Source organism: Streptomyces sp. NPDC052107 (assembly GCF_040680215.1).
In the GTDB taxonomy this organism is placed as follows: domain Bacteria; phylum Actinomycetota; class Actinomycetes; order Streptomycetales; family Streptomycetaceae; genus Streptomyces.
This window is the reverse complement of record NZ_JBFAWG010000010.1, coordinates 131,611-152,874: the sequence shown is the minus strand read 5'-3', so window position 1 is coordinate 152,874 and position 21,264 is coordinate 131,611. Positions and strand designations below refer to the sequence as shown.

At 71.7% G+C, this 21,264-nt stretch carries 22 protein-coding genes, 1 tRNA gene and 1 pseudogene; 12 read left to right on the top strand and 12 right to left on the bottom strand.

Annotated features, from left to right (window positions below; genetic code table 11):
• Position 1: 1 nt before the first annotated feature.
• A complete protein-coding gene (locus AB0M27_RS14200) occupies positions 2-508 on the top strand; it encodes a GNAT family N-acetyltransferase (protein WP_365721347.1) in 507 nt (168 codons plus the stop codon).
• Here AB0M27_RS14200 and AB0M27_RS14195 read toward each other — a convergent pair.
• Positions 501-2,540, bottom strand: coding sequence for an MDR family MFS transporter (locus AB0M27_RS14195; protein ID WP_365721345.1), 2,040 nt, complete (start codon positions 2,538-2,540; stop codon positions 501-503). The genes AB0M27_RS14200 and AB0M27_RS14195 overlap by 8 nt on opposite strands.
• A gap of 145 nt (positions 2,541-2,685) precedes the next feature.
• On the opposite strand from AB0M27_RS14195, the gene AB0M27_RS14190 reads away from it, so the two are divergent.
• Entirely contained in the window at positions 2,686-3,606 is a 921-nt protein-coding gene (locus AB0M27_RS14190; RefSeq protein ID WP_365721343.1) for a peptidoglycan-binding domain-containing protein, read from the top strand.
• Positions 3,607-3,844: 238 nt separating this feature from the next.
• Here the strand turns inward: AB0M27_RS14190 and AB0M27_RS14185 are convergent, their stop codons facing one another.
• Together AB0M27_RS14185 and AB0M27_RS14180 are read right to left on the bottom strand one after the other, a co-directional pair.
• Positions 3,845-4,513, bottom strand: a complete 669-nt coding sequence (locus tag AB0M27_RS14185; RefSeq protein ID WP_365721341.1) for an HAD family hydrolase — start codon at positions 4,511-4,513, stop codon at positions 3,845-3,847.
• 659 nt (positions 4,514-5,172) lie between these two features.
• A complete protein-coding gene (locus AB0M27_RS14180; protein WP_365721339.1) occupies positions 5,173-5,754 on the bottom strand; it encodes a TMEM165/GDT1 family protein in 582 nt (193 codons plus the stop codon).
• 389 nt (positions 5,755-6,143) lie between these two features.
• Here AB0M27_RS14180 and AB0M27_RS14175 point away from each other — a divergent pair, with 389 nt between their 5' ends.
• Positions 6,144-6,788 (top strand): HNH endonuclease family protein, encoded by a 645-nt coding sequence (locus AB0M27_RS14175; protein ID WP_365721337.1) that lies wholly within the window; start codon positions 6,144-6,146, stop codon positions 6,786-6,788.
• Positions 6,789-6,925: 137 nt separating this feature from the next.
• On the opposite strand, the gene AB0M27_RS14170 is transcribed toward AB0M27_RS14175, so the two are convergent.
• Complete coding sequence (locus AB0M27_RS14170; RefSeq protein WP_365721335.1) at positions 6,926-7,537, bottom strand: VTT domain-containing protein; 612 nt, start codon at positions 7,535-7,537, stop codon at positions 6,926-6,928.
• Between the two features lie 246 nt (positions 7,538-7,783).
• Between AB0M27_RS14170 and AB0M27_RS14165 the strand changes: the two genes are divergently transcribed.
• On the top strand, positions 7,784-8,320 hold the full coding sequence (locus tag AB0M27_RS14165) for a superoxide dismutase family protein (RefSeq protein WP_365721333.1): 537 nt from the start codon (positions 7,784-7,786) through the stop codon (positions 8,318-8,320).
• Between the two features lie 59 nt (positions 8,321-8,379).
• Here AB0M27_RS14165 and AB0M27_RS14160 read toward each other — a convergent pair whose 3' ends face one another.
• From AB0M27_RS14160 to AB0M27_RS14150, 3 genes and pseudogenes are all read right to left on the bottom strand, one after another.
• Positions 8,380-8,835 carry a DoxX family protein gene (locus AB0M27_RS14160; protein WP_365721331.1) on the bottom strand — a complete coding sequence of 152 codons (456 nt, stop codon included), beginning with the start codon at positions 8,833-8,835 and terminating at the stop codon, positions 8,380-8,382.
• Between the two features lie 105 nt (positions 8,836-8,940).
• A pseudogene (locus AB0M27_RS14155) lies at positions 8,941-9,577 on the bottom strand (FAD-binding protein); the annotation flags it as partial.
• Between the two features lie 156 nt (positions 9,578-9,733).
• The gene (locus AB0M27_RS14150; RefSeq protein WP_365721329.1) at positions 9,734-9,964 is read right to left on the bottom strand and encodes a DUF2277 domain-containing protein; all 231 of its coding nucleotides are present in this window, start codon (positions 9,962-9,964) and stop codon (positions 9,734-9,736) included.
• 93 nt (positions 9,965-10,057) lie between these two features.
• On the opposite strand from AB0M27_RS14150, the gene AB0M27_RS14145 reads away from it, so the two are divergent.
• Entirely contained in the window at positions 10,058-10,957 is a 900-nt protein-coding gene (locus AB0M27_RS14145; protein ID WP_365721327.1) for a 2-dehydropantoate 2-reductase, read from the top strand.
• Between the two features lie 14 nt (positions 10,958-10,971).
• On the opposite strand, the gene AB0M27_RS14140 is transcribed toward AB0M27_RS14145, so the two are convergent.
• Positions 10,972-11,343, bottom strand: a complete 372-nt coding sequence (locus AB0M27_RS14140; RefSeq protein WP_365721325.1) for a hypothetical protein — start codon at positions 11,341-11,343, stop codon at positions 10,972-10,974.
• 97 nt (positions 11,344-11,440) lie between these two features.
• Between AB0M27_RS14140 and AB0M27_RS14135 the strand changes: the two genes are divergently transcribed.
• Both AB0M27_RS14135 and AB0M27_RS14130 read left to right on the top strand, forming a co-directional pair.
• On the top strand, positions 11,441-11,893 hold the full coding sequence (locus tag AB0M27_RS14135; RefSeq protein WP_365721323.1) for a MarR family winged helix-turn-helix transcriptional regulator: 453 nt from the start codon (positions 11,441-11,443) through the stop codon (positions 11,891-11,893).
• A gap of 101 nt (positions 11,894-11,994) precedes the next feature.
• Positions 11,995-12,339: a hypothetical protein gene (locus AB0M27_RS14130; protein WP_365721321.1), complete on the top strand. Its 345-nt coding sequence runs from the start codon at positions 11,995-11,997 to the stop codon at positions 12,337-12,339.
• Between the two features lie 38 nt (positions 12,340-12,377).
• Here AB0M27_RS14130 and AB0M27_RS14125 read toward each other — a convergent pair.
• Positions 12,378-12,449 (bottom strand) — tRNA-Val (locus AB0M27_RS14125).
• 191 nt (positions 12,450-12,640) lie between these two features.
• Here AB0M27_RS14125 and AB0M27_RS14120 point away from each other — a divergent pair.
• The 4 genes from AB0M27_RS14120 (at position 12,641) to AB0M27_RS14105 (ending at position 15,787) form a co-directional block, all read left to right on the top strand.
• The gene (locus AB0M27_RS14120; RefSeq protein ID WP_365721319.1) at positions 12,641-13,411 is read left to right on the top strand and encodes a DUF4097 family beta strand repeat-containing protein; all 771 of its coding nucleotides are present in this window, start codon (positions 12,641-12,643) and stop codon (positions 13,409-13,411) included.
• Positions 13,412-13,506: 95 nt separating this feature from the next.
• A complete protein-coding gene (locus AB0M27_RS14115) occupies positions 13,507-14,898 on the top strand; it encodes a hypothetical protein (protein WP_365721317.1) in 1,392 nt (463 codons plus the stop codon).
• Between the two features lie 109 nt (positions 14,899-15,007).
• Positions 15,008-15,565 (top strand): DUF4383 domain-containing protein, encoded by a 558-nt coding sequence (locus AB0M27_RS14110; protein ID WP_365721315.1) that lies wholly within the window; start codon positions 15,008-15,010, stop codon positions 15,563-15,565.
• Between the two features lie 9 nt (positions 15,566-15,574).
• Entirely contained in the window at positions 15,575-15,787 is a 213-nt protein-coding gene (locus tag AB0M27_RS14105) for a zinc ribbon domain-containing protein (protein ID WP_365721313.1), read from the top strand.
• A 50-nt stretch (positions 15,788-15,837) separates the two neighbouring features.
• Here the strand turns inward: AB0M27_RS14105 and AB0M27_RS14100 are convergent, their stop codons facing one another.
• The 3 genes from AB0M27_RS14100 to AB0M27_RS14090 are packed head-to-tail and all read right to left on the bottom strand — an operon-like array spanning position 15,838 to position 20,311.
• Positions 15,838-16,650: an HAD family hydrolase gene (locus tag AB0M27_RS14100; protein ID WP_365721311.1), complete on the bottom strand. Its 813-nt coding sequence runs from the start codon at positions 16,648-16,650 to the stop codon at positions 15,838-15,840.
• The gene (locus AB0M27_RS14095; RefSeq protein WP_365721309.1) at positions 16,650-19,145 is read right to left on the bottom strand and encodes a phosphoribosyltransferase; all 2,496 of its coding nucleotides are present in this window, start codon (positions 19,143-19,145) and stop codon (positions 16,650-16,652) included. The genes AB0M27_RS14100 and AB0M27_RS14095 overlap by 1 nt, the downstream gene beginning before the upstream one ends.
• Positions 19,142-20,311, bottom strand: coding sequence for an HpcH/HpaI aldolase/citrate lyase family protein (locus AB0M27_RS14090; protein ID WP_365721307.1), 1,170 nt, complete (start codon positions 20,309-20,311; stop codon positions 19,142-19,144). Before AB0M27_RS14090 ends, AB0M27_RS14095 begins: the two co-directional genes overlap by 4 nt.
• 187 nt (positions 20,312-20,498) lie before the next feature.
• Between AB0M27_RS14090 and AB0M27_RS14085 the strand changes: the two genes are divergently transcribed.
• Complete coding sequence (locus AB0M27_RS14085; protein WP_365721305.1) at positions 20,499-21,257, top strand: TerD family protein; 759 nt, start codon at positions 20,499-20,501, stop codon at positions 21,255-21,257.
• The last annotated feature ends 7 nt before the right edge of the window (positions 21,258-21,264 follow it).

The following is a 21,264-nucleotide window of genomic DNA, read 5'->3' as shown; positions in this document are numbered from 1 at the left end:
AATGGCCGGCATGACGTGGACGATCAGCCCGGAACCGTACGACTCCCCGGTCGCCGCCGAGCTCTGGCGGGCGTACTACACGGAGGTCAGCGACCGCTGGTATCTGCTGCACGAGGGCCGGCGTACCGACCCCGACGAGCTGGAGCGGGAGATCGCGGCCACGACCGGATCCGAACTCGCGCCCCCCACCGGGCAGTTGCTCATCGGCCGGTACGACGGCGAGCCGGCCGGTTCGGCGGGCGTACGGCTGCTGGAGCCGGACACGGCGGAACTGACCCGGGTGTTCGTGCACGAGCGGCTGCGCGGCAAGGGCGGGGCCCCGTTGCTGGTGACCGCCGCCGAGGAGGCCGCCCGCGCCCTCGGCGCCCGGCGGCTGATCCTGGACACCCGCGGCGACCTGGTCGAGGCCCGCGCCCTGTACGCCCGCCTCGGCTACACGGAGACCGACCCGCACAACGACGACATCTACGCCGAGCACTGGTTCCGCAAGCAGCTGGCCCTCAACTGACCTCGGTCTTCGTCACGTTGTGCGGCCGCTCGCCGTCGGTTCCGCACAGCTCGGCGGTGAGCTGCCGGACGAGCTGGGTCAGGTCGGTGGAACGGCCGGGTCCCCACCAGTCGCCGAGGAGCTCGGCGAGGGACTCCTCACGGGCCTTGGCGAGGTGTTCGGCGACCTCGCGGCCGGACTCGGTCAAGTACAGGTCCAGGCCCCGGCGTTCGGCCAGGTGCCGTTCCTCGACCTGGCGGGCGGCGGCGAGGACGGCCTCCAGCGGGACGGGGCTGCGCTCGGCGAGCACGCCCGGCTCGACCGAGCCGTACTTGCGGATGCGCAGCAGCACCCAGCTGGTGGCGGGCAGCAGGTCGTACCCGGCCCGTTCGGTGATCTTCTGGTAGACCTCGCGGCGGCCCTCACGGGTGCCGAGCAGGGACAGGGCGCGGGAGCACTCGTCGTAGGAGGACCGCTCGACCGGGTTGGGCGGGATGGTCTCGGAGGCGTCCGGCGCGGTGACCGAGCCGCGCAGCCGGTCCTCCTTCAGGAACCAGGCCAACAGGAAGCCGAGGAGGGCGACGGGGGCGGCGTAGAGGAAGACGTCGGTGATGGCGGACGCGTACGCGTGCAGGGCCGCCGGGCGCAGGGTGGGCGGCAGGGCGGCGATGCCGCGCGGGTCGGACTTGAGGGCGTTGGCGCTGACGCCGGGCGGCAGGCTGACGCCCCGGAAGGCGGCGGCGAGCTTGTCGCCGAGGCGGCTCGCGAACACCGTGCCGAAGATCGCCACGCCGAAGGAGGCGCCGATGGAGCGGAAGAAGGTCGCGCCGGAGGTGGCGACGCCCAGGTCCTCGTAGGAGACCGCGTTCTGCACGATGAGGACGAGGACCTGCATGACCAGGCCCAGTCCGAGGCCGAACACGAAGAAGCAGGCGCTCATCTCGGCGGTCGGGCTGTGCTCGTCGAGCCGGTGGAGGAGGAGCAGGCCGATGGCGGTGACGGCGGTGCCGGTGACCGGGAAGACCTTCCAGCGGCCGGTGCGGCTGACGATCTGCCCGGAGATCGTGGAGGACAGCAGCAGGCCGACCACCATGGGCAGCATGTGCACGCCGGACAGGGTCGGCGAGATGCCGTGCACGACCTGCAGGAAGGTCGGCAGATAGGTCATCGCGCCGAACATGGCGAAGCCGACGATGAAGCTGATGACGGCGGCGAGGCTGAAGGTGCGGATGCCGAACAGCTTCAGCGGCAGCACCGGTTCGGCGGCCCTCCGCTCGACAGCCACGAACGCCACGGCCAGCAGCACGCCCAGCACGGCGAGCCCGATGATCTGTGCCGAGCCCCAGGCCCAGGTCGTGCCGCCGAGCGAGGCGACGAGGACCAGGCAGGTGGCGACGGAGGCGATCAGGAGGGTGCCGAGGTAGTCGATGACATGGTGCGCGGTACGGCGCGGGATGTGCAGGGCGGTGGCGATCACGGCGAGCGCGACGACACCGACGGGCAGGTTGACGTAGAACACCCAGCGCCAGCTCAGATGCTGGGTGAACAGCCCGCCGAGCAGCGGTCCGAGCACACTGGTCGCGCCGAACACGGCCCCGAACAACCCCTGGTAACGGCCGCGTTCACGGGGTGGCACGACGTCGCCGACGATCGCCATCGACAGCACCATCAACCCGCCGCCGCCCAGGCCCTGCAGCGCCCGGAACCCGATCAGCTCGCCCATGTTCTGCGCCATGCCGCACAGCGCCGAGCCAACGAGGAAGATCACGATGGCGGTCTGGAACAGCCGCTTCCGCCCGTACTGGTCGCCGAGCTTGCCCCACAGCGGGGTCGCGGCGGTCGAGGCCAGCAGATACGCGGTGACCACCCAGGACAGGTGCTCCAGGCCGCCGAGGTCGCTGACGATGGTGGGCAGCGCGGTCGACACGATCGTCTGGTCGAGCGCGGCGAGCAGCAGCCCGAGGAGCAGGGCGCCGATCGAGACGAACACGCTGCCGGAGACCTGCTCGGCGGTCTTGATCTTGTTCTGCGTGCCGTGCGCGTCCAGGGCCATGGAGACCTCCCGGGGCCAGATACACCACTTCCATCGTGGTCGGTGTCACCGTTTATGGCCTGTTGAGTCCCGCGTTTCCGGCGGCGGATGCGAAGAAGTTGCGCATAGGGTCTGTAGTTCGTGAGGGGAGGGGAGGGGCGAACACGTGAGTGAATCCAAGGGTCGCAACTGTCCGGAGTGCGGAGCGCCGAGAGGCCCGGACCTGAGCCCGTCCTGCGACTGCACCGAGCGGGCGGCCGAGGCCCTGCGCGAGAGTCGTACGGCCGAGGCGGCAGCGGCGGAGGACTTCGATCCGCTGCGGATACGGCCGTATGTGAAGGTCGAGGCCGTCGAGACGACGCTGCCCCTGCGGCCGTCGGCGCAGCCGCCGCCGAGTACGGCCGACCTGCGGATGCGGCGCCCTGAAGGGGCGCGGGACCGTGCCTCGACGTACGACTCCGCCGCGATCGCTCCCGCGACGGCGCGGCAGCCGAACGACGACCCATCGCGGCCGAACCGGCGAAGCGCTCGCCGTACCGTCCTGCTGTCCGTCGCGGGAGCGGTCGCGGCGGCCGGGTTCGCGGGCGGGCTGCTCTCGTATCACGCGCAGTCCCGGGACCGGGCGGCCCGGGAGGTCAGGGCGAGCGTCCCGGAGGTGAGCACATCGCGCCCGGCGTCACCGACGACACCACCCGCCTCCCCCGCCGTGCCCCGCTCGCCGGTGCCGCCGCCCGCCGCTTCGGCGAGCCCCTCGAGCCCACCGGCGACGCCGGCCACGTCACAGACGCCGACCCCGTCCACCGCGACGACCCGCACGGCCTCCCCCACCGCCTCCGCCACCACGCGGGCCAGCCCCGCCGTAGCCCCTGTGCTGCAACGCGGCGACCATGGCGCGGAGGTGACCGAACTCCAGGAGCGGCTGCGGCAGTTGAACCTCTACGGCGACCAGATCAACGGCAACTTCACCCGCCCCGTGGAGGACGCCGTACGCACCTACCAGCTGGCTCGCGGCATCCGGGGCGACACCCTCGGCGTGTACGGGCCGGCGACGCGGGAGAGCCTGGAGGGGGAGACGTCGGAGCCGTGAGGGCGGGCGACGCGTTTCAGCCGTCTGGGGGTGCCCCCTCTGGGGGAGTTTGAGGACGAGGCCGTTCGGGCCGATCGGGGGTCCAGGGGGCGGAGCTCCCTGGCGGGGTCGAAAAGGCGGAGCTCCCTGGAGCAGGGGAAGGGCAGGGGCGGCGGGGGCGGGTCTCCCGCGACAGCACCCCGCCGCGACGCGCGGTCGCAACACCCCCGCCAGCCGAAGCGCAGCCCAGAACGCCCCGTCAGCCGATGTGCAGCCGGATCGTCCCGTCACCCGTCGCCTCGACGCGCACCCGCGTCAGGTCGGGCACGGTCACGTCGGGAGCGTGGAGACCGGCGCGGGGGCCGACCCCGACCACCGTCATCCCCGCGGAGCGCCCCGCCGCGATCCCCGCACCGGAGTCCTCGAAGACGACGCAGTCCGCCGGATCCACGCCCAGCTCGGCGGCGCCCTTCAGAAAGCCCTCGGGATCGGGCTTGCTCGCGCCGACCGACTCGGCGGTGACGCGGACCTCCGGCAGCGGCAGCCCGGCGGCGTTCATGCGCGCGGTGGACAGCGCCACGTCGGCGGAGGTCACCAGTGCGTGGGGGAGGCCGCGCAGGGAGGCGAGGAAGGCGCTCGCACCGGGGATCGCGACCACGCCGTCGGTGTCGGCGGTCTCCTCGGCGAGCATGCGGGCGTTGTCGGCGAGGTTCTGCTCCCTGGGCCGGTCGGGCAGCAGTACGGCCATGGAGGCGTGCCCCTGCCTGCCGTGGACGACCTTCATCACCTCGTCGCCGTCCAGCCCGTGCCGCTCGGCCCAGCGGCGCCAGATGCGCTCGACGACGGCGTCCGAGTTGAGGAGGGTGCCGTCCATGTCGAGCAGGAGGGCGCGGGCGGTGAGGACGGTGGGCGTGGCGGTGGCCGTCATCGGCAGCTCCAGGAACGAAAAAGGCCCCGAGGGGAGGGACAAGGCGGCCCCGCCCGCCGGTCAGGGAAAACGGGCGGGAGCCACTTTGTTCCCCCACGGTACAAAACCCGGGGCGGATCCCGCCACCGCATCCGGAAAGGGTTCACCGACCGTTCAGCTCGGCCGTGATCCAGGACGGGGCTCAGCCGGCCACCGCGCCCGGGACTGAGCCCACCTCCCCGACTGGGGCCGAGCCCCCCACCCCGACCGGGACTCGACCAGCCACGGCGACCGGGACGCAACCTGCCGCCGCGACCGAGGCTCGACCAGCCACGGCGAGCGGAATGCAACCCGCCACCCGACCGGGACTCGACCAGCCACAGCGACCGGGACTCAACCATCCACCCCGACCAGGACTCAGCCCGCCACCACGACCAGGCCTGAGCCCACCTCCCCGACCGGGACTCGACCAGCCACGGCGACCGGGACTCAACCATCCACCCCGACCGGGACTCAGCCCGCCACCGCGATCAGAGCTCAACCCGCCATCCCGACCGGGGCCGAGCCCTCCACCCCGACCAGGGCTCGGCCGGCCACCGCGACCGGGCCACAACCCGCCACCACGACCAGGACTCAGCCCGCCTCTCTGACCGGAACTCAGCCCCCACCCCGACCGAGGCTCAGCCCGCCACCGCCTCGTACAAGCTCCATACGCCGAGCGCGAGCATCAGCAGTGCCGCGATCTGTGTGATCAGCCGCAGCGGCACCTTCTTCATCAGGGCCTTTCCGCCGACGATGCCGAGTCCGGCGACGGCCCACAGGCCGAGCACGGCGCCGAGGCCGACGGAGATCGGGTCGTCGTAGCGGGCCGCGAGGTTGGCGGTCATGATCTGGGTGAGATCGCCGAACTCGGCGACGAGGATCAGCATGAAGCCCGTAGTCGCGACCCTCCAGAAGGACTGGTCGGCGGGCTTCTTGATCTCCTCCTCGCCCTCGTCCTTCTTCAGCAGCAGTACCGCGGCGCCGCCGAGGAAGAGGACGCCGGTGAGAGCGTGCACGATCTGCTGGGGCAGCAGGGTCAGCACGCTGCCGGCCGCGACGGCCAGCACGACGTGCAGCAGGAAGGCGGCGGCGACGCCCGCGAAGACGTAGCTCGCGCGATAGCGGGTGCCGAGGACGAGGCCGGCGAGCGCGGTCTTGTCCGGCAGTTCGGCGAGGAAGATGACGCCGAAGACGAGCGCCGTCACGGTGATGCTGATCAAGGTTCCTCAATCGGTCGGGGCTGCCCCACCGAGAGTGCGGTACGTCACACGATGACACCTCGGCACGGCAGCACACTCGGCGTCCGTGTCGCGGGGACACGGACGTGCACTGCTTGCCGAAGGTCTCGCTGGCGGCCTACGCGAAGCCGCCTCCGGGCGCCGGCTCAGACTGGCTGAGCAGTATGTCGACGGTCCAGCGAAGAGCTACTCCCCTTCTGCGCCCCCCATCGTAAGGGATGTGAAGGTTGAGCGGCGACTGTTGTCATGCACCTTGTTATGACATGAACGCGTCACTATTTTCTTACCGAACGCTCACCCCACGGCAACACGGCCTCGCGAGCATTCCCTGGCTCGCGCCCAATGACCTCACTCCACAAGGGAGTTCACGCATGCCCAGGCTCTACGCGCGTCGACGGCTGAGCATACTCGCCGCTCTTACCGGTCTCATAGCCTCCGTCGCCCTGTTCGACTCCCCGAGCGCCTCCGCCGCCCTGCCCACGCCGGTCAGCGCCGCCACCGCCCGCAGCTACCTCTCCCAGCTCACCGTGGCCACCGAGAACCGCACCGGGTACCAGCGCTCCCTGTTCCCGACCTGGATCACCATCTCCGGCACCTGCAACACCCGTGAGTGGATCCTCAAGCGGGACGGCTCGAACGTCGTCACCGACTCCTCCTGCGTCGCCACCAGCGGCAGTTGGTACTCCCCCTACGACGGGGCCACCTGGACCTCCCCCTCCGACGTCGACATCGACCACCTCGTCCCGCTCGCCGAGGCCTGGGACTCCGGCGCGAGCAAGTGGACCACCGCGCAGCGGCAGGCCTTCGCCAACGACGTCACCCGTCCCCAGCTCCTCGCCGTCACCGACAACGTGAACCAGGCCAAGGGCGACCAGGACCCGGCGACCTGGGTCCCGTCCCGCTCCGCCTACCTCTGCACCTACGTCCGTGCCTGGGTGCAGGTGAAGTACTACTACGACCTCTCGGTCGACTCCGCGGAGAAGTCGGCGCTGACGAACTACCTGGCGGGCTGCTGAGTTTCACATCGCCGCAGGGCTTGAGACCCTACGGCGACGGCGCGCCCGTCGTGGCCGGTCGCGCAGTTCCCCACCCCCGGGGGGCTGCCGCGACCGGCACCCGCATCGCGCGCCCGGGGGCCCGAACAGCCGACGGCCTAAACGGCGCGGCGCCGCATCAGGTACCCCGCCGCCGAGCCCGCCGCGAAAAGGGCCGCGAACGAGACGGCCGTGGCCAGCCATGTCGCGCCGAGCCACTGGGCGCCGTAGTAGCCGAGGGCGACGCTGTAGGCGGCCCAGGAGAGGCCGGCCAGGGCGGACCAGGGGACGAAGTCGCGGGCTCGGCGGTGGGCTGCACCGGCACAGAAGGAGACGACCGAGCGGCCCGCCGGGGCGAACCGGGCGAGCACGACCAGCGCGCCGCCGCCCCGGGCCAACGCCTCGCCGAGACGTTCCTGCGCGGTGGTCAGCCGCCGGGAGCGCGCTATCGCCCGGTCCAGCCGCGCACCGCCCCGCCAGGCCAGGCGGTACGCCACCAGATCGCCGAGGACCGAGGCGGTCGCCGCGGCGAGGATCAGGACCAGGAGGTCCGGCACGTTGTGCGGGACCCGGCCGGCCGCCGCGCCCGAGCCCGCCGCCGCTGCCGTACCCGCCGTGATGACGAGCACGCCGCTCGGCAGCACCGGCACGAACACGTCGAGCAGCACGGACATGACGACCGCGGCATAGATCCACGGTCCGGCGGCCAAAGCCCCCACATTCTCGAACACCACAACTCCCGTTGCTCCCCCGTTGACAGCCAGACAGCGTACGCGGGGGGTGTGACAGAAGGGGTTAGGGGGGCGGACAAGGACTCAGGCGAGTTTCCGGGGCGTCCGACACGCTCTGTCACCCGAACAGCGCACGCTGTGCGGCGGAGCCCTGCCGCGTCCGTAGCAATGGGTAGAGGCCTGTCCCGAATTACCAGGCACACATCCGAACGAAATGGCGCATAAGCGCAGAAGAAGGTGCACATCATGGTGGCAGTAGCCATATACGCGGGCACCCTCGCCGCAGCCCTGTTCGCGTCCGGGACCGCAAGCACCGCCCAGAGCACCGCGCTGGAGACCTACGGCGTGTTCTTCCCTCCGAACGCGACCGTCAAGTCGAACGCGGTGGTGTACGACCAGAGCCTCGTCCCGGCGGGCTCCCTGGTCCAGGTCCGCCAGAACACCCAGCCGAGCGGTGCCACGACCGTCGAGCTGTGGGTGGCCGGCGTCAAGCCCAACCATCTCTTCGGGGTCCACGTCCACCAGAAGGCCTGCGGCGCCGACCCCGCCGCCGCCGGCAGGCACTACCAGAACCAGTCCGGCACGGACGCCGCGCACGTCAACGCGGACAACGAGGTCTGGCTGGACTTCAAGTCCAACGCGAGCGGGATCGGCGGCGCCACCGCCAAGCACGCCTGGGCCTTCCGCAAGGGTCAGGCGGGCTCGGTGGTGATCCACAGCGAGCCCGGCTCCAAGGGCAGCCGGGTGGCCTGCGTCACCGTGCCGTTCGGCGGGAAGTCGTAGCCGGCCGGAGACCGCCTGGCGCCCTTCCCTCTCGTGGCGGGGAAGGGCGCCGCCCCGGGTCAGGCGGCTATCGGGGTGCGCTCGGTGGTGGCCCGGCCGTCCGCGGCGGTGCGGCGGGCGACGAGCCGGTCGAGCCCGAAGGCGCCGGACCCGGTGAAGACCAGCAGGAAGAAGGCCCAGCAGAACAGGACCGACAGCTCGCCGCCGTTTTGGACGGGCCACAGCGCGGCCTGCTGGTGCACGTCGAAGTAGGCGTACGCCATCGAGCCCGAGGCGAGCAGCGCGGCTCCGCGGGTGCCGAGGCCGAGGAGCACCAGGCCGCCGGCGACCAGCTGGATCACGGCCGCGTACCAGCCGGGCCAGGTACCCGTCGGGATCGTGCCGCCCTGGGTGCCGACGGCACCGCCGAGGACGCCGAAGAGGGACGCGGCGCCGTGCACGGCGAAGAGCAGGCCTACGACGATGCGGAAGAGCCCGAGGGCATAGGGCTGAGCGGAGTTGAGGCGTGCGGTCATGAGGGGGTTCTCCTCTTCGGTGACGGTCGGACCGGCCGGGGACGTACAAGAGGCCGGTCGCGGGGGGTGCGGCGGTACCGAACGAGGGACCCAGGTTAGGGCTGCCTAATCAATGCTTGCAAGTTCAACATTCGGCCATGAGTCCGGTTCCGTTCGCGGCTCCGCTTCGGCAGAAGCGGCACGCAGGGCGGCCCGCGCGACCGCGTCGGCGTCCGAAAGCGTGACCGAATCCACACCCGGCCGGGCCTCCGCAGCGGTCACCCGGTGCGCGCCTTCCGTGGGCACACCGAAAGCGAACCTCCTTGCTGGGACGTCGCCTTGACGAACCATCAGGCGATGCGGCCGCTGGGTCACATCGAGCCCCCCGGTCTCGTAACCGTCCACCAAATGCGGCCGGTAACCACCCTCCGTGAGCAGCCCCGGCGAGCAACTCGTCGGCCGTGCGCCGCAGATCGGGTTCCGGCAGCCGCGCCTCTATGAGAGTCGTCACGCGGACGGCGGAGCCCGGCACGTCCGGCGAGGACGCCACCCAGGCCTGCTCTTCCCCTCTGACCCCGAGGCGCGGCCCGAGCACCTCCACCACGCCCGCCTCCAGCAGGGCCGCGGGTTCCTCGATGCGGCGCCGGGGCGGACCGATGGACAGAAAGGCGTTGAGCGGCGTGCACCAGTGGTCCAGGTCCGCACGCCGGGAGGCACCGCTCAGCCCGCCGTGGTCGACCACCAGCCGTATCTCGTTGCGCAGGCCAGGCTCGGGCCCAGTGGTCCGGGCAGCTAACCCGAGTTGCGCGTCATGCGGGATTATGGGGGGTGCGGGGATTCGTCGGAGTGCGGCTGCGTCGTGGTCGCTCGCGCCCACGCGGCGAAGCCGCAAGGCAAACGCACAAGGCAGCTCCGCGTCCTATGGGGCGCTTCGCACCGACTGCCCCCGCACTTCCAACCCCCCGAGCAGTTCCGCCGTGGCCTCGGCCACCGCGGCCACCGCTCGGTCGAAGACCTCGCGGTTGTGCGCGGCGGGGGCCCGGAACCCCGAAACCTTCCGCACGTACTGCAGCGCGGCGGCGTGGATGTCCTCCTCCGTGGCCTCACTGGGCAGCACGGGCGGACGCAGCGTCTTGATACTCCGGCACATGACCCCAGTCTCACGCACACCGCACCCCGGTGCGAGGATCACGTCGAAGGCGGCCACCGACTCCCGGGGCCGAGCGACGAGAGGAACCTCCTCATGACCACCGAGCACACCGTGGCCGTCCTCGGCCCCGGCGGCACCGGCGGCCTCCTCGCCGCCCTGCTCTCCCGCTCCGGACACCGCGTCGTCTGCCTGGCCCAGGACCGCACGGCCGACACCCTGCGCCGTACCGGAATCACGGTCCGCAGCCCGCAGTTCGGCGAGTTCACCGCCCCCGTCGAGGCGGACACCGAACTGCGCGAACCGGTGGACGCCTGCCTGATCGCCGTCAAGCACACCGCCCTGGACGCCGCGCTCTCCCGGGTGCCGCCGGAGGCGCTGGGCGACGCCCTCGTCGTCCCGCTCCTGAACGGCGTCGAACACCCCGACGCCCTGCGCGCCCGCTACCGCGCCGACCGCGTGGCGCCCGCCGTGATCCGTGTGGAGTCCACCCGCGTCGCCCCGGGGGTGATCGAACACGGCAGCCCGTTCACGGAGGTCGACCTGGCCGGGGACGCCGTACCCCGCGCCCTTCTCGACGACCTCGCGGTCACCCTCGTCTCCGCCGGTGTGACGGCCCGCGTGGTCGAGGACGAGACGGCGGCCCTCTGGGCGAAGATGGCGTTCCTCGCCCCGTTCGCCCTGCTCACCACGCGGTACGGCCTCCCACTCGGCGAGGCCCGCACCCGGCACCGCGAGGAGCTGGAGTCCCTGGTCGCCGAGACCGCCGCGGTCAGCCGCGCCTGCGGCGCCCCCGCCGATCCGGCCCGGGCGCTGGCCCGGTACGACGCCTTCCCGCCCGGCGCCAAGTCGTCCATGCAGCGCGACGCCGAGGCGGGCCGCCCGCTCGAACTCGACGCCATCGGCGGGGCGTTGCTGCGCGCGGCGGACCGGCACGGCGTGCCGGTGCCCGTCACGGCCCGCCTGGTGGACGAACTGCGGGCCGCCGGCCACTGAGACCCTCCGTCGGCTCAGTGGGTCAGCAGCCACTGGGCCGACACCAGATGCACCGCGGCGAGTGCGCCCGCGGTGATCAGCATGCCGGTGTCGCGGCGGGCGGCGCCGATCGCGGCGTCGCCCAGCTGCGCCAGGCCCGCGACGATCAGCACGGGCCCGAGGGAGCTCCAGGAGCCGGCGGCGAGCAGCGCCAGCACGACCACGCTGAGCGGGACGGCCCGTACGGCGTAGGCGCGGGCGTAGAGGACCACTCCCGAGGTGACGGACTCCCCGGCCGCGAGACCCACGGCGGGCCGGGCCACCCCAACGGCTGCCGAGACCCCCGAGACGAGCGCGACGAGCGCGTTGAACAGGCCGATCACCATGTGCACGGTCGCTATGGACATGTCCCCCACCTGGCCCTTCCGAGTAATGACCCCATCATCAATCACGGCAAGAATCATTCTGATTCTGAATGATTTCTTTTAAGGTACCATCCTCGGCATGAACGAAGTCAAGGGTTCCGCAGGACTGCCGGGCACCCTGGTGTTCCGGCTCGGCACGCTGGGCGCGACGATGAGCGATCGCTTCGCCGAGCGCATCGAGCGCCACCGGCTCAAGCCCAAGCACGTCGGCCTGCTCACGGCTCTGGGCCAGGGCTCGTTCGCCTCGCAGCAGGACCTGGCGGGCCAACTCGGCGTGGCCCCCAGCCTGGTGGTGTCGCTCGCCGACCACCTGGAGACCCTCGGCGCGGTGCGGCGGGTGCGGGACCCACGGGACCGCCGCCGCCAGGCGCTCACCCTCACCGACCGGGGCCACGAACTCCTGGCCGCCTGCACGGCCGAGGCCAGGGCCCTGGACGCCGAACTGACCGCCCACCTGGGCGAGTCCGAACGACAGGCACTGCACACGGCCCTGGGAAGCCTGGCCGCGCGGGCGGGCCTGCCGACCGACTGACCGGACCGGTCGGTGGGCCGGGCCGGGGCCCGGCCCACCCGTTCGCGTGAACCTCACAACCGAACTCGCCCCCCAAAATCGAACAGGCGTAGCATTGATGTGTGGCTACGACCTATGAATTCCCCAGTGACCTCCTCGCCGGTCAGGAGGAGCTGCATCAGGTCCGGGCCGAGCTGTCGGCCCTGCTCAAGCGCCTGCCCTGGTCGGTCGAGCCGATGGACGGCTTCAGCGACGACACCGGCTGGCGGAAGGTGGAGCGGCCCGCGTCCCCGGGCTGGACGGCGGACGAACAGGCCGAGGTGGAGAAGCTGCGCCGCCGCGAGCACGAACTCGCGGTCTTCGTCACCACACACCGCTTCTGGGCCGAGGTCGCGGCAGCGGACCGCATGGACGCCCGCACCGGGCTGAAGCACGCACACAAGCAGCAGCCGTCAGGAGAGGAATGAGAAGAGCCCCCGGCCGCGTTGGCTGGGGGCTCCATCGGTGGGCGCGGACGGTTTCGAACCGCCGACATCCTGCTTGTAAGGCAGGCGCTCTACCCCTGAGCTACGCACCCGGACACCCCGGGCTGCGCGCCCAGGACGAGTCGACAGCGTACCTTGCCGGAACCAGTGCACGGCAAACCCGTAACGCCCCGTGTGCGGGGGTCATCCCCACCCCCGGTCCGGGAGCCGTCCAAATCGCCCCCCCACCCCGGCTCCCTTACGGTACTTGCAGACCGAATCTCAGGGGAGTGGGAGTTCCCGCATGACCCGTTCCGTGCCTGTCCGTGCCGCCGCCCTGGCAGTCGTCACCGGTGTGCTGGTCGCCACGGTCACTGCCTGCGGCGCCTCCGCCGCCGACGACACGCACCCGGACCACCGGTCCTTCGCCCTGCACGGCCGCACCCTCACGATCGACTCCGACAACTCCGCCCTGGAGGTCGTCGCCACCGACTCCGCCAAGGCCGGCACGGTCGAGGTCACCCGGTGGTTCCAGGGGTCCGTCGTCGCCGGCCACAGTCCCACGCTGCGCTGGTCCTTCCAGGACGACCGCCTGGTGCTGCGGGTGCACTGCTCGGACTTCATCGCCGACTGCTCGGCCCGGCACCGGATCGAGGTGCCGCGCGGGATCAGCGTGAAGGTCGACAACACGGACGGCGACGTGCGGGCACAAGGGTTCCGGGATCCGCTCAGTGTCGAGACCGCCAACGGCTCCGTACGCGTCACCGACTCCAGCGGGCCGCTCGATCTGCAGTCGACCAACGGTTCGGTCCGCGCGGACGTCTCCTCGCGCCGGGTGAAGGCCCGCTCCACCGACGGCTCCGTGCAGGTCCTGCTCTCCGGTGTGCCTGACCTGGTGGACGCCTCCAGCACCGTCGGCTCGGTGACGGTCGCCGTGCCCAAGGGCGCGTACCGGGTGTCGGCCGGTTCCGGCAACGGCGTGGTGTCGGTGTCCGTGCCCCGTGACGACCGCAGCCCGCACCGGGTGTCGGCCCACTCCTCGGACGGAACGGTCACGGTCCGCACGGGAAAGTGAGAGCGCCGAGCGCGAACTGAACGGCCCGTGTGTTTCGTCTACAACGGGTGGGAGAATGACACCACTCACGGCGGACCACAGCACGGGAGAGGGATGTGACGGCGACACCGGGCACGCCAGCGACGCGGTCGTACCCGCCGTCGACCGTACGGGCCCGGTCCGGGTCCACGGCCCTGCGCGACACCCTGACCCTGCTCGGCCTGCCGGTGCTGGCCGCGCTCGCCCTGCCCGCCGCGTTCGCCGGCGGCGGCACCCGGCGCTGGTTCGGCGGCCGGGCCGAGAGCCAGCGGGCCGAGGCGCAGGCCGCGAAGGACGCCGCGGCGGCCGCGTTCTACGAACTGGACACCGCCCAGCGCGACCTGCGGATCTCCATCGAGACCATCACGGCCGTGGACGACTCCCCCGCCGCCCGCCGTGCCGTCACCGACTTCGCGGCGCTCGGGCAGCGCATCGACGAGGCCAGCCAGCGCTACATCCAGGCCGTCGACGCCCATGACCTGGACCGGGACGGTCTGGAGGCCGCCGCGGCCGCCCGAGCGCGTTCGGAGCTGACGTCCGCCAAGGACGAGCTGGTCCGGGTAAAGCAGGAGCTGGAGCGTTTCGGCAGCTCGCTCGGGCCGCTGCTCGGCAAGGCCGAGACTCAGCTGGCCCGGCTGGCGCCCGCCGTGGAACGGGCCCGGCAGGCCCTGCTCGGCGCGAGCAACGCCCTGGACGCCGTACGGGAACAGGGACTGCGGGCCGACGACCTCGCCGGGCGGCTCGCGGCCCTCTCCCCCGAGCTGACCAAGCTGAACCAGGGCGCCGGGCAGCACGGCGTGGCACAGACCGTGGAGCGGGCCGAGCGCGTGCAGCGGGAGGCCGGGGCGATCCGGGCCGAGGCCGAGCGGCTGCCGGAGAAGGCCGCCGAGCTCGACCACCGGCTGGTCAGCCTGCGCACCCGGGCCCAGGCGCTCACCACCAGGGCCGGACAGGTGGAGCCGGTGCTGAGCGAGCTGCGGCGCCGGTTCGCGGCCGCGTGCTGGCAGGACCTGCAGCACGTCCCCGAGCAGGCCGCGGAGAACGTACGGCAGGCCGAGCTCAAGCTCCGCGAGGCCCAGGCGGCGCGCGACGCCCAGCGCTGGCCGGACGCCACCTCGCTTTTGTCGACGGTACGGGCCCTGCTCAACACCACCGACGAGGCCGTGTCGGCCGCGGGTGACCGGCTGCGGCGGCTGAACGAGGTGCAGAAGGATCCGCAGGCGGAGATCGAGCGGACCCGGTTCGCCATCCGCGACGCCCAGCGGCTGGCCATGACCGGCCGTACGACCCCCGATCCCCGGCATGCCCGGCCGCTGGACGACGCTGTGGGGCGGCTGGAGCGGGCGATCGGCTCGCTGGAGACCGGCAGGCACCCCGACTACTGGCACTTCCTGACCGAGACGGAGGCCGTCCGGCAGACGGCGGCGCGGGTGGTGGCGCAGATTCGGGAAGACCGCGGGGGGCACTGAACGGGGGCCCGCCGTGGTAGTGCGGGCTGTGTGCCGGTTGCAGTGCGCCCCGGGGTCGGCGGATATTGGATGGACGGATGGCCTCCGCTAGCGCCCGAGGGAGGCGGATATGGCCACACACGCGGTGCACGCGAAGGAGCGACGGCGGATCCGGTTCGACGAGCACCTGCCCGTCGACCACCGGCTGAGCACGGTCTACCGGATCGGTGCGGCCCTGATCGGTGCGTTCCTCGTCGTCTTCGGCATCCTGGGTCTGATCAACCACATCGGCTTCTTCGACACCGGCGGTTCCACGGTCGCCGGGCTGAACACCAACGGGACGCTGAGCGTGCTGTCGATCGTCGTCGGGGCGATCCTGCTCGCCGGGATGGCGATCGGCGGAAACGTGGCGTCCACGCTGAACATGGTGTTCGGGGTGCTGTTCCTGCTGAACGGCTTCCTGAACCTCGCCCTGCTGGACACCCCGAACAACTTCCTGGCGTTCAAGATCCAGAACGTGTTCTTCAGCTTCATCGTGGGCCTGCTGCTGATGACCTTCGGCATGTACGGCCGGGTCGGCTCGACCCTGCCGCACGACAATCCGTACTGGCGGGCCCGCCATCCCGACGCGATGGAGAGCGAGCAGCGTGAGCTCGGAGCCGGTCCGTCCACCCGGGGCGCCGGTTAATCTGTGCGCATGCCTCGCTATGAGTACCGCTGCCGTACCTGCGGCGACACGTTCGAACTGAGCCGTCCCATGGCCGAGTCGGCTGCCCCCGCGACGTGCCCTTCAGGGCATGGCGACACGGTGAAGCTGTTGTCGACGGTGGCGGTGGGTGGGAAGGCCGGGGCGTCCGCCCCGGCGCCCGGCGGCGGTGGGGGTTGTTGTGGTGGGGGCTGTTGCGGTTAGTCGCGCCCGCGCGGCGGTAGCCGCACATGAAACGCCGTCCCGCGCCCCTTTCAGGGGCGCTGTCGTGCCGCCCGCAGAAACTCCCGTACGATCCGCTCCCCCGCCAGCACCCCCCGCTCCGGCAGCACGCTGACCTCCGGTGCTGTCCAGCCCGTGTCGGCCAGTTCTCCGTGCCCCGGGCGCCAGCCGCGGTCGGCGGCGAGGAGGAGGTCGGTGTCCAGGAGGGAGTCGCCCGCGGCCAGGGTCAGGTCCGCGCCGGTGCGGCGGGCGAGCTCGTGGACGGCCGCGCTCTTGGTGAGCGGCTTCGGGACGGCGTAGATCTTGCGGCCCTGGAGCGAGACGGTCCAGCCGCGGTTCTCCGCCCACACCGCCAGCTCCTTCACCCAGTCCTCGGGCAGCAGCTCGCGCTCGACCACGAGGTAGGTGAACAGGTCCTCGGCGATGCGGTGCTTGCGCACCCAGGCCGGATCCGCCGAGCGCATCAGATGGTCGTGGACCTCGGCCAGCGGCGCGCACTCGTCCGCGAGACGGGCGAGCACACTCGCATGCCAGTCGGCGTCCGTCACGCCGTCGACCAGCAGATGGCCGCCGTTGGCGCAGATCGCGTACTTCGGGGGCGGCCCGGGCAGGTTGATCCGCTGGTACTGCTTGCGCGTCCGGGTCGTCGTCGGCACGAAGACGGCCGTGTCACCGAGGTCGGTGAGCAGCTGGGCCGCCGTCTCCGTCATGTAGGAGAGCGGCTTGGCCTCGTGCACCTCCACGCACAGCAGCCGGGGCGCCCGCGCGTCCGGCATGGTCAGCGCGAGGGCCGCCGAGGAGTAGATCAGCGTACGGTCTAGGTCGCTCGCCACCAGCACCGGCATCAGACGTTCACCGCCTTGCCGTCGGCGCCCGTGGCACCGCGCGTGTACTTGGGGTGGATCAAACCGACGCAGGTGTACGGCAGTTCACCGACCTCCTCGACGGGGACGCCCCGTTGCTCGGCGAGCAGGCGGACGTGGTCGAGGTCGGCGCCGGCCCCTGCGCGGGCCAGGATCTTCCACGGCACCCGGCGCAGCAGCACCCGGGTGGTCTCGCCGACGCCGGGCTTGACGAGGTTCACGTCGTGGATGCCGTACTCCTCGCTGATCCGCTCCACGGCCCGCCAGCCGGCCCAGGTCGGGGCGCGGTCCTCGGCCATCAGCTCCTTGACCGCGGTGTCGACGGTGTCGGCGACCTCCGGGAAGCGGGCGGAGACTGCGTCGAGGAAGGCCACGGAGACGTCGGCGCCGGCGAGTTCGCGGTAGAACTTCGCGCCGTGGAAGTCGCCCGGGCCGACCAGGTCGGCGCGCAGTACGGTCCGCGATATCAGCCCGGAGACGGTCGAGTTGAGGCACGCGGAGGGTATGAGGAAGTCCTCGCGGGTGCCGTAGGTGCGCACACAGGAGCCCGGGTCGGCGAGTACGGCGATCTCCGGGTCGAAGCCGCTGATTCCCTCCTCCGCCTCGAACTCCTCGACGGCCTGGGTGAGTTCGAGGGTGATGGCGCCCTTGCCGGTCCAGCCGTCGACGAACACGACGTCCCGCGGGTCGTGGTGGGCGGCGAGCCAGCGCAGCGCGTTGGCGTCGATACCCCGGCCGCGCACGATCGACACCGCGTAGTGCGGCAGGTCGAGGCCGTACCGGAACTGGGCCCAGCGGCGCATGAGGATGCCGACCGGCGTGCCCGCGCGGGCGAGCGAGACCAGCACCGGGCGCGGCGACCGCTCGGCGATGACGGCCTCGGTCACCACCCCGACCGCCTGCGCGATCCGGGCGGCGGAGGCGTCGAGCGCCGTGTGGAAGAGGTCCTGGTACTGCTCGCTCGGCTGGTACTCCACCGGCAGCGACTCGGCGTAGTGCGCGCCGCCGCTCTGGATGGCCTCCTCCCGCTCCTCGGTCGGCGCCTCCAGCGTGACGTCGGAGAGGTCCTGGAGCAGCCAGCCGACCTCCTCGGGCGCGTAACTGGAGAATGCGGGGCCACGGAGGGGCTCGGGCAGCATGGCCGGCCTTTCGGAAGCGTGCGGTACGTACGACGGGACGACCGCGAGCAGGACGTGCGGGGTGTGCGCGGCGAGCTGGGCCAGCAGGCCGTCCGGCGCGTGCAGGGCCGGGGTGTCGGCGACGGAGTCGACCACGGCGACGACGGCGTCGAAGCCGCCACCTGCGACGTTGTAGGCGTACCTCTCGCCGGGCCCGTCGGCCGGGTCGTCGTGGGCGGGGAAGACCAGGCGGGTACGGATCGCATACCCCGGGTCGTCCAGCGCGAGGACGGGCGAGCGGGTGGTGGTGGAGAACCGCACCTCGGCCGCTATGACCTGTTCCAGCTCACGGGCCAGGCGCAGGGGGGCGTACATCAGCTCTTCGAAGCCGAGGACGAGGACGCGCCGGGCGCCGGCGGGCAGGGCGTCGGCTGTTCGGGCGGCCATGGCGGGCAGCGCTGACTCCAGGCGGGCCCGGTGGGCGGGCGTGAAACCGTGGCGCCCGCCGTCGGGGAGGCGTGAGGGCCAGTGGAGATCTATTCGCCTGGGCTGGTGCCCCCCTCCAGGGGCGCGGGGCTGTGTCCGATCCGCGGCTGCCGCCGCGTGGGCGCGATCAACCACTACGGACCCGCACCCGGCGGACTCATGGCGAGCCACCAGTCGCTGCCCCTTCGCCAGCACATCCGACGGCAGACGCACCGCCCCGGACGCGGCGGCAACCAGATCCACCCGCGCCCCGATCTCGGAGGCGAACCGTTCCATCCGGGCGGAGTCCTCAGCCGAGCGCATATCGACCAGCGCAACGACCACATACCGCCCCCGCGGATACCGTTCGTGCAGGTCACGGATGGTGTTCAACACCGTGTTACCGGTGGAGAACTCATCGTCGACGAGCACCAGCGGACCGTCCCCGGCCAGCAGCGCGGGATCCTCCGGCAGCAACAAATGCGACGTGGCGTGCGAGTGCGACTCCTCGAAGCCGCCGGCACGGGCAACCCCGGCCACCGGCCGACGCGTGGAGTGCAGATACGGCGCCGTGCCCAGACCGTCGGCCACCGCGTGGCCCAGCCCGGTCGCGGTCTCCGCGTAACCCAGGACCACTGCGTTCCGCGCCTCGGCCTCGGAGAGCAGCTCGGCGACCTTACGACCGAGCCGGAACCCATGGCCGTACACCACCGTCGGCGACTGCGGCACATGCTTGCCGAGCACGTTCGACACCAGCAGATGGGCCCGCTTGGGGTTACGGCGCAGGGCGAGGCCGAGCAGGGCCCGCAGGCCGTCGTCCCCCACGAGTTCGACCCCGAGCCGCTCGGCGACCCAGCTGCCGGACCAGACCCCGTCGTTCACTGCGTTCCTCATGCGTTCATTCCCGCGGCGAGCAGCTCCACGAAGCCGACCTCCTCGTGGGCCACGCCGAAGACCTCGGCGCGCAGCAGCGTCCGCTCGGCCCAGGCGCGGTGCGGCTTCACCTCGTTCATCTTGTTCGTGTAGGCCGAGCGAAGTACACCCCCGCCGCCGCGTTCCGGCCGCAGGATGTCCTGGGCGTCGCTGTACTCCTCGTGGCTGACCACGGACAGCGCGTGGACCGGCAGCACGTGGGAGGGGTGGATGCAGGTCTTGCCGAGCAGGCCGTTGGCCTGGTCGAGGGAGATCTCCCGCAGCAGTCCGTCCATGGCGTGCTCGATCAGCGTCTCGCGCAGCTCGACGGCCTGCACCTCCAGGAAGGGGCTCTGCCTCAGCTGCGGCTTGAACATGCGCTCGGAGACCCGGAAGTACTCCCACACAGGCCCGGTCACGGTGAATCCGGTGCCGTCGGCGCGGCCCAGCATGTTCACGACGTCGGCGATCACCGAGGCGACGATCTGCACGTCGTAGGCGGTCATGTCGGGGGCGCGGCGCAGGCCGTAGGAGGAGCAGAAGTCGGTCACGCCGAGGCGCAGCGCCAGCACCCGGTCGCGGTACTTGTCGACCGCGCGGGCGATGCCCTCCAGGGTGTCCACGCGGGACTCGCGGTAGAGCAGCTCCGGGGACTCCAGGACGGGCATGGCGAACAGCCGGCGCCCGCTGAGCGCCTCCGCGGCCGTCAGGGCCTCCAGGAAGGGGATGCCGCGCTCCTCGGTGAACTTCGGCAGCACGAAGCCGGACAGCAGCCGCACGGACGACGGGCCGAGGCGCCGTACGAGGTCGGGGATCTGTCCGGGGGTGCGCACCCGGATGAAGAGCAGCGGCGGCTCGACACCGGGCCGGGCGGCCAGGTCGGCGAACTGGCGGACGAGGTTCTCCTCGCCGGCCACGACGTCCGCGTCGTCGATCGAGTCCTCCAGGCACAGCACCATCGAGACCACGCCGTTCCCGGCCTGCTTGACGATGTCGTCGGCGAGCCGCGGCCGGGTGGCCGGGCTGTACAGGGTGGCGCCGAGGGCGGCGGCGAGCAGCCGGGCCGGAGAGTCGGCGGTGAACGCGCACGGCTCCCGGTGGAAGAGGCGCTGCCGCACCTCGGGGGCGATGTGCCCGAAATGACGCATAGAACTCCCCCAGGGCGATGAGCCCGAGTCTCAGTGTTCGGTAAAGGGTGGCCGGTAATAGTACGTAGGGATCTATGTCAGAGGTTCCCTGCGGGCATGAATTTCCGGTAACTCGCCCATGTCGGCGGCGCACTGGGACTCCACCCCCGCATTGTCGTGGCCAGGACCGAGAAGGCAGGATGACCGCATGACGCACGCGATGCTGAAGGGGTCGAACGTCCCGCTGGAAGCCGACACGGTGCGCGCCGTGCTGCGCTGGACGCCCGGGCAGGGGGTCCCGGACGTGGACGCCTCGGCGCTGCTGCTGGGCCCCGACGGCCGCGTACGCTCCGACGAGGACTTCGTCTTCTACAACCAGCCCCGGCACCCCTCCGGAAAGGTGTGGCGGCTGGGCAAGAAGCGCATCGCCGAGGGGCTGACCGACACGATCCAGACGGACCTGCCCGGCGTCCAGCCGGACGTCGGCCGGATCCTGCTGGTCGCGTCCGCGGACGGGATCACCTTCGACCGGGTGCCCGCGCTGTGCATCCTGCTGTACGACGCCGCGGTCGCCGACGCCGAGCCGCTGGCCCGGTTCGAGATCAAGCCGGAGACGGGCGCGGAGACGGCGCTGATCTGCGGTGAGCTGTACCGGCGCGGGGAGGGCTGGAAGTTCCGCGCGCTGGGCGAGGGCTACTCCAACGGGCTGAAGGGGCTCGCCACGGACTTCGGTATCTCGGTGGACGAGTCCGAGGTGGCGGAGGATCCGAGCGTTTCCCAGCCGTTGCCTCCGGAGCAGCCCGTTCCTCCGGAGCAGCCGACGTCCGCGGTGCCGGCACAGCCTGCGTATGGCTATCCGCAGCCTGCGTATGGGTACCCTCAGCCGGTGCCGGTGCCGGTGGCTGTGGGGCCGGTGGATCCGAACTTCCGGTTGCCTCCGCAGGGGCCGCAGTTCATCGGGCGGTGAGTGCGCC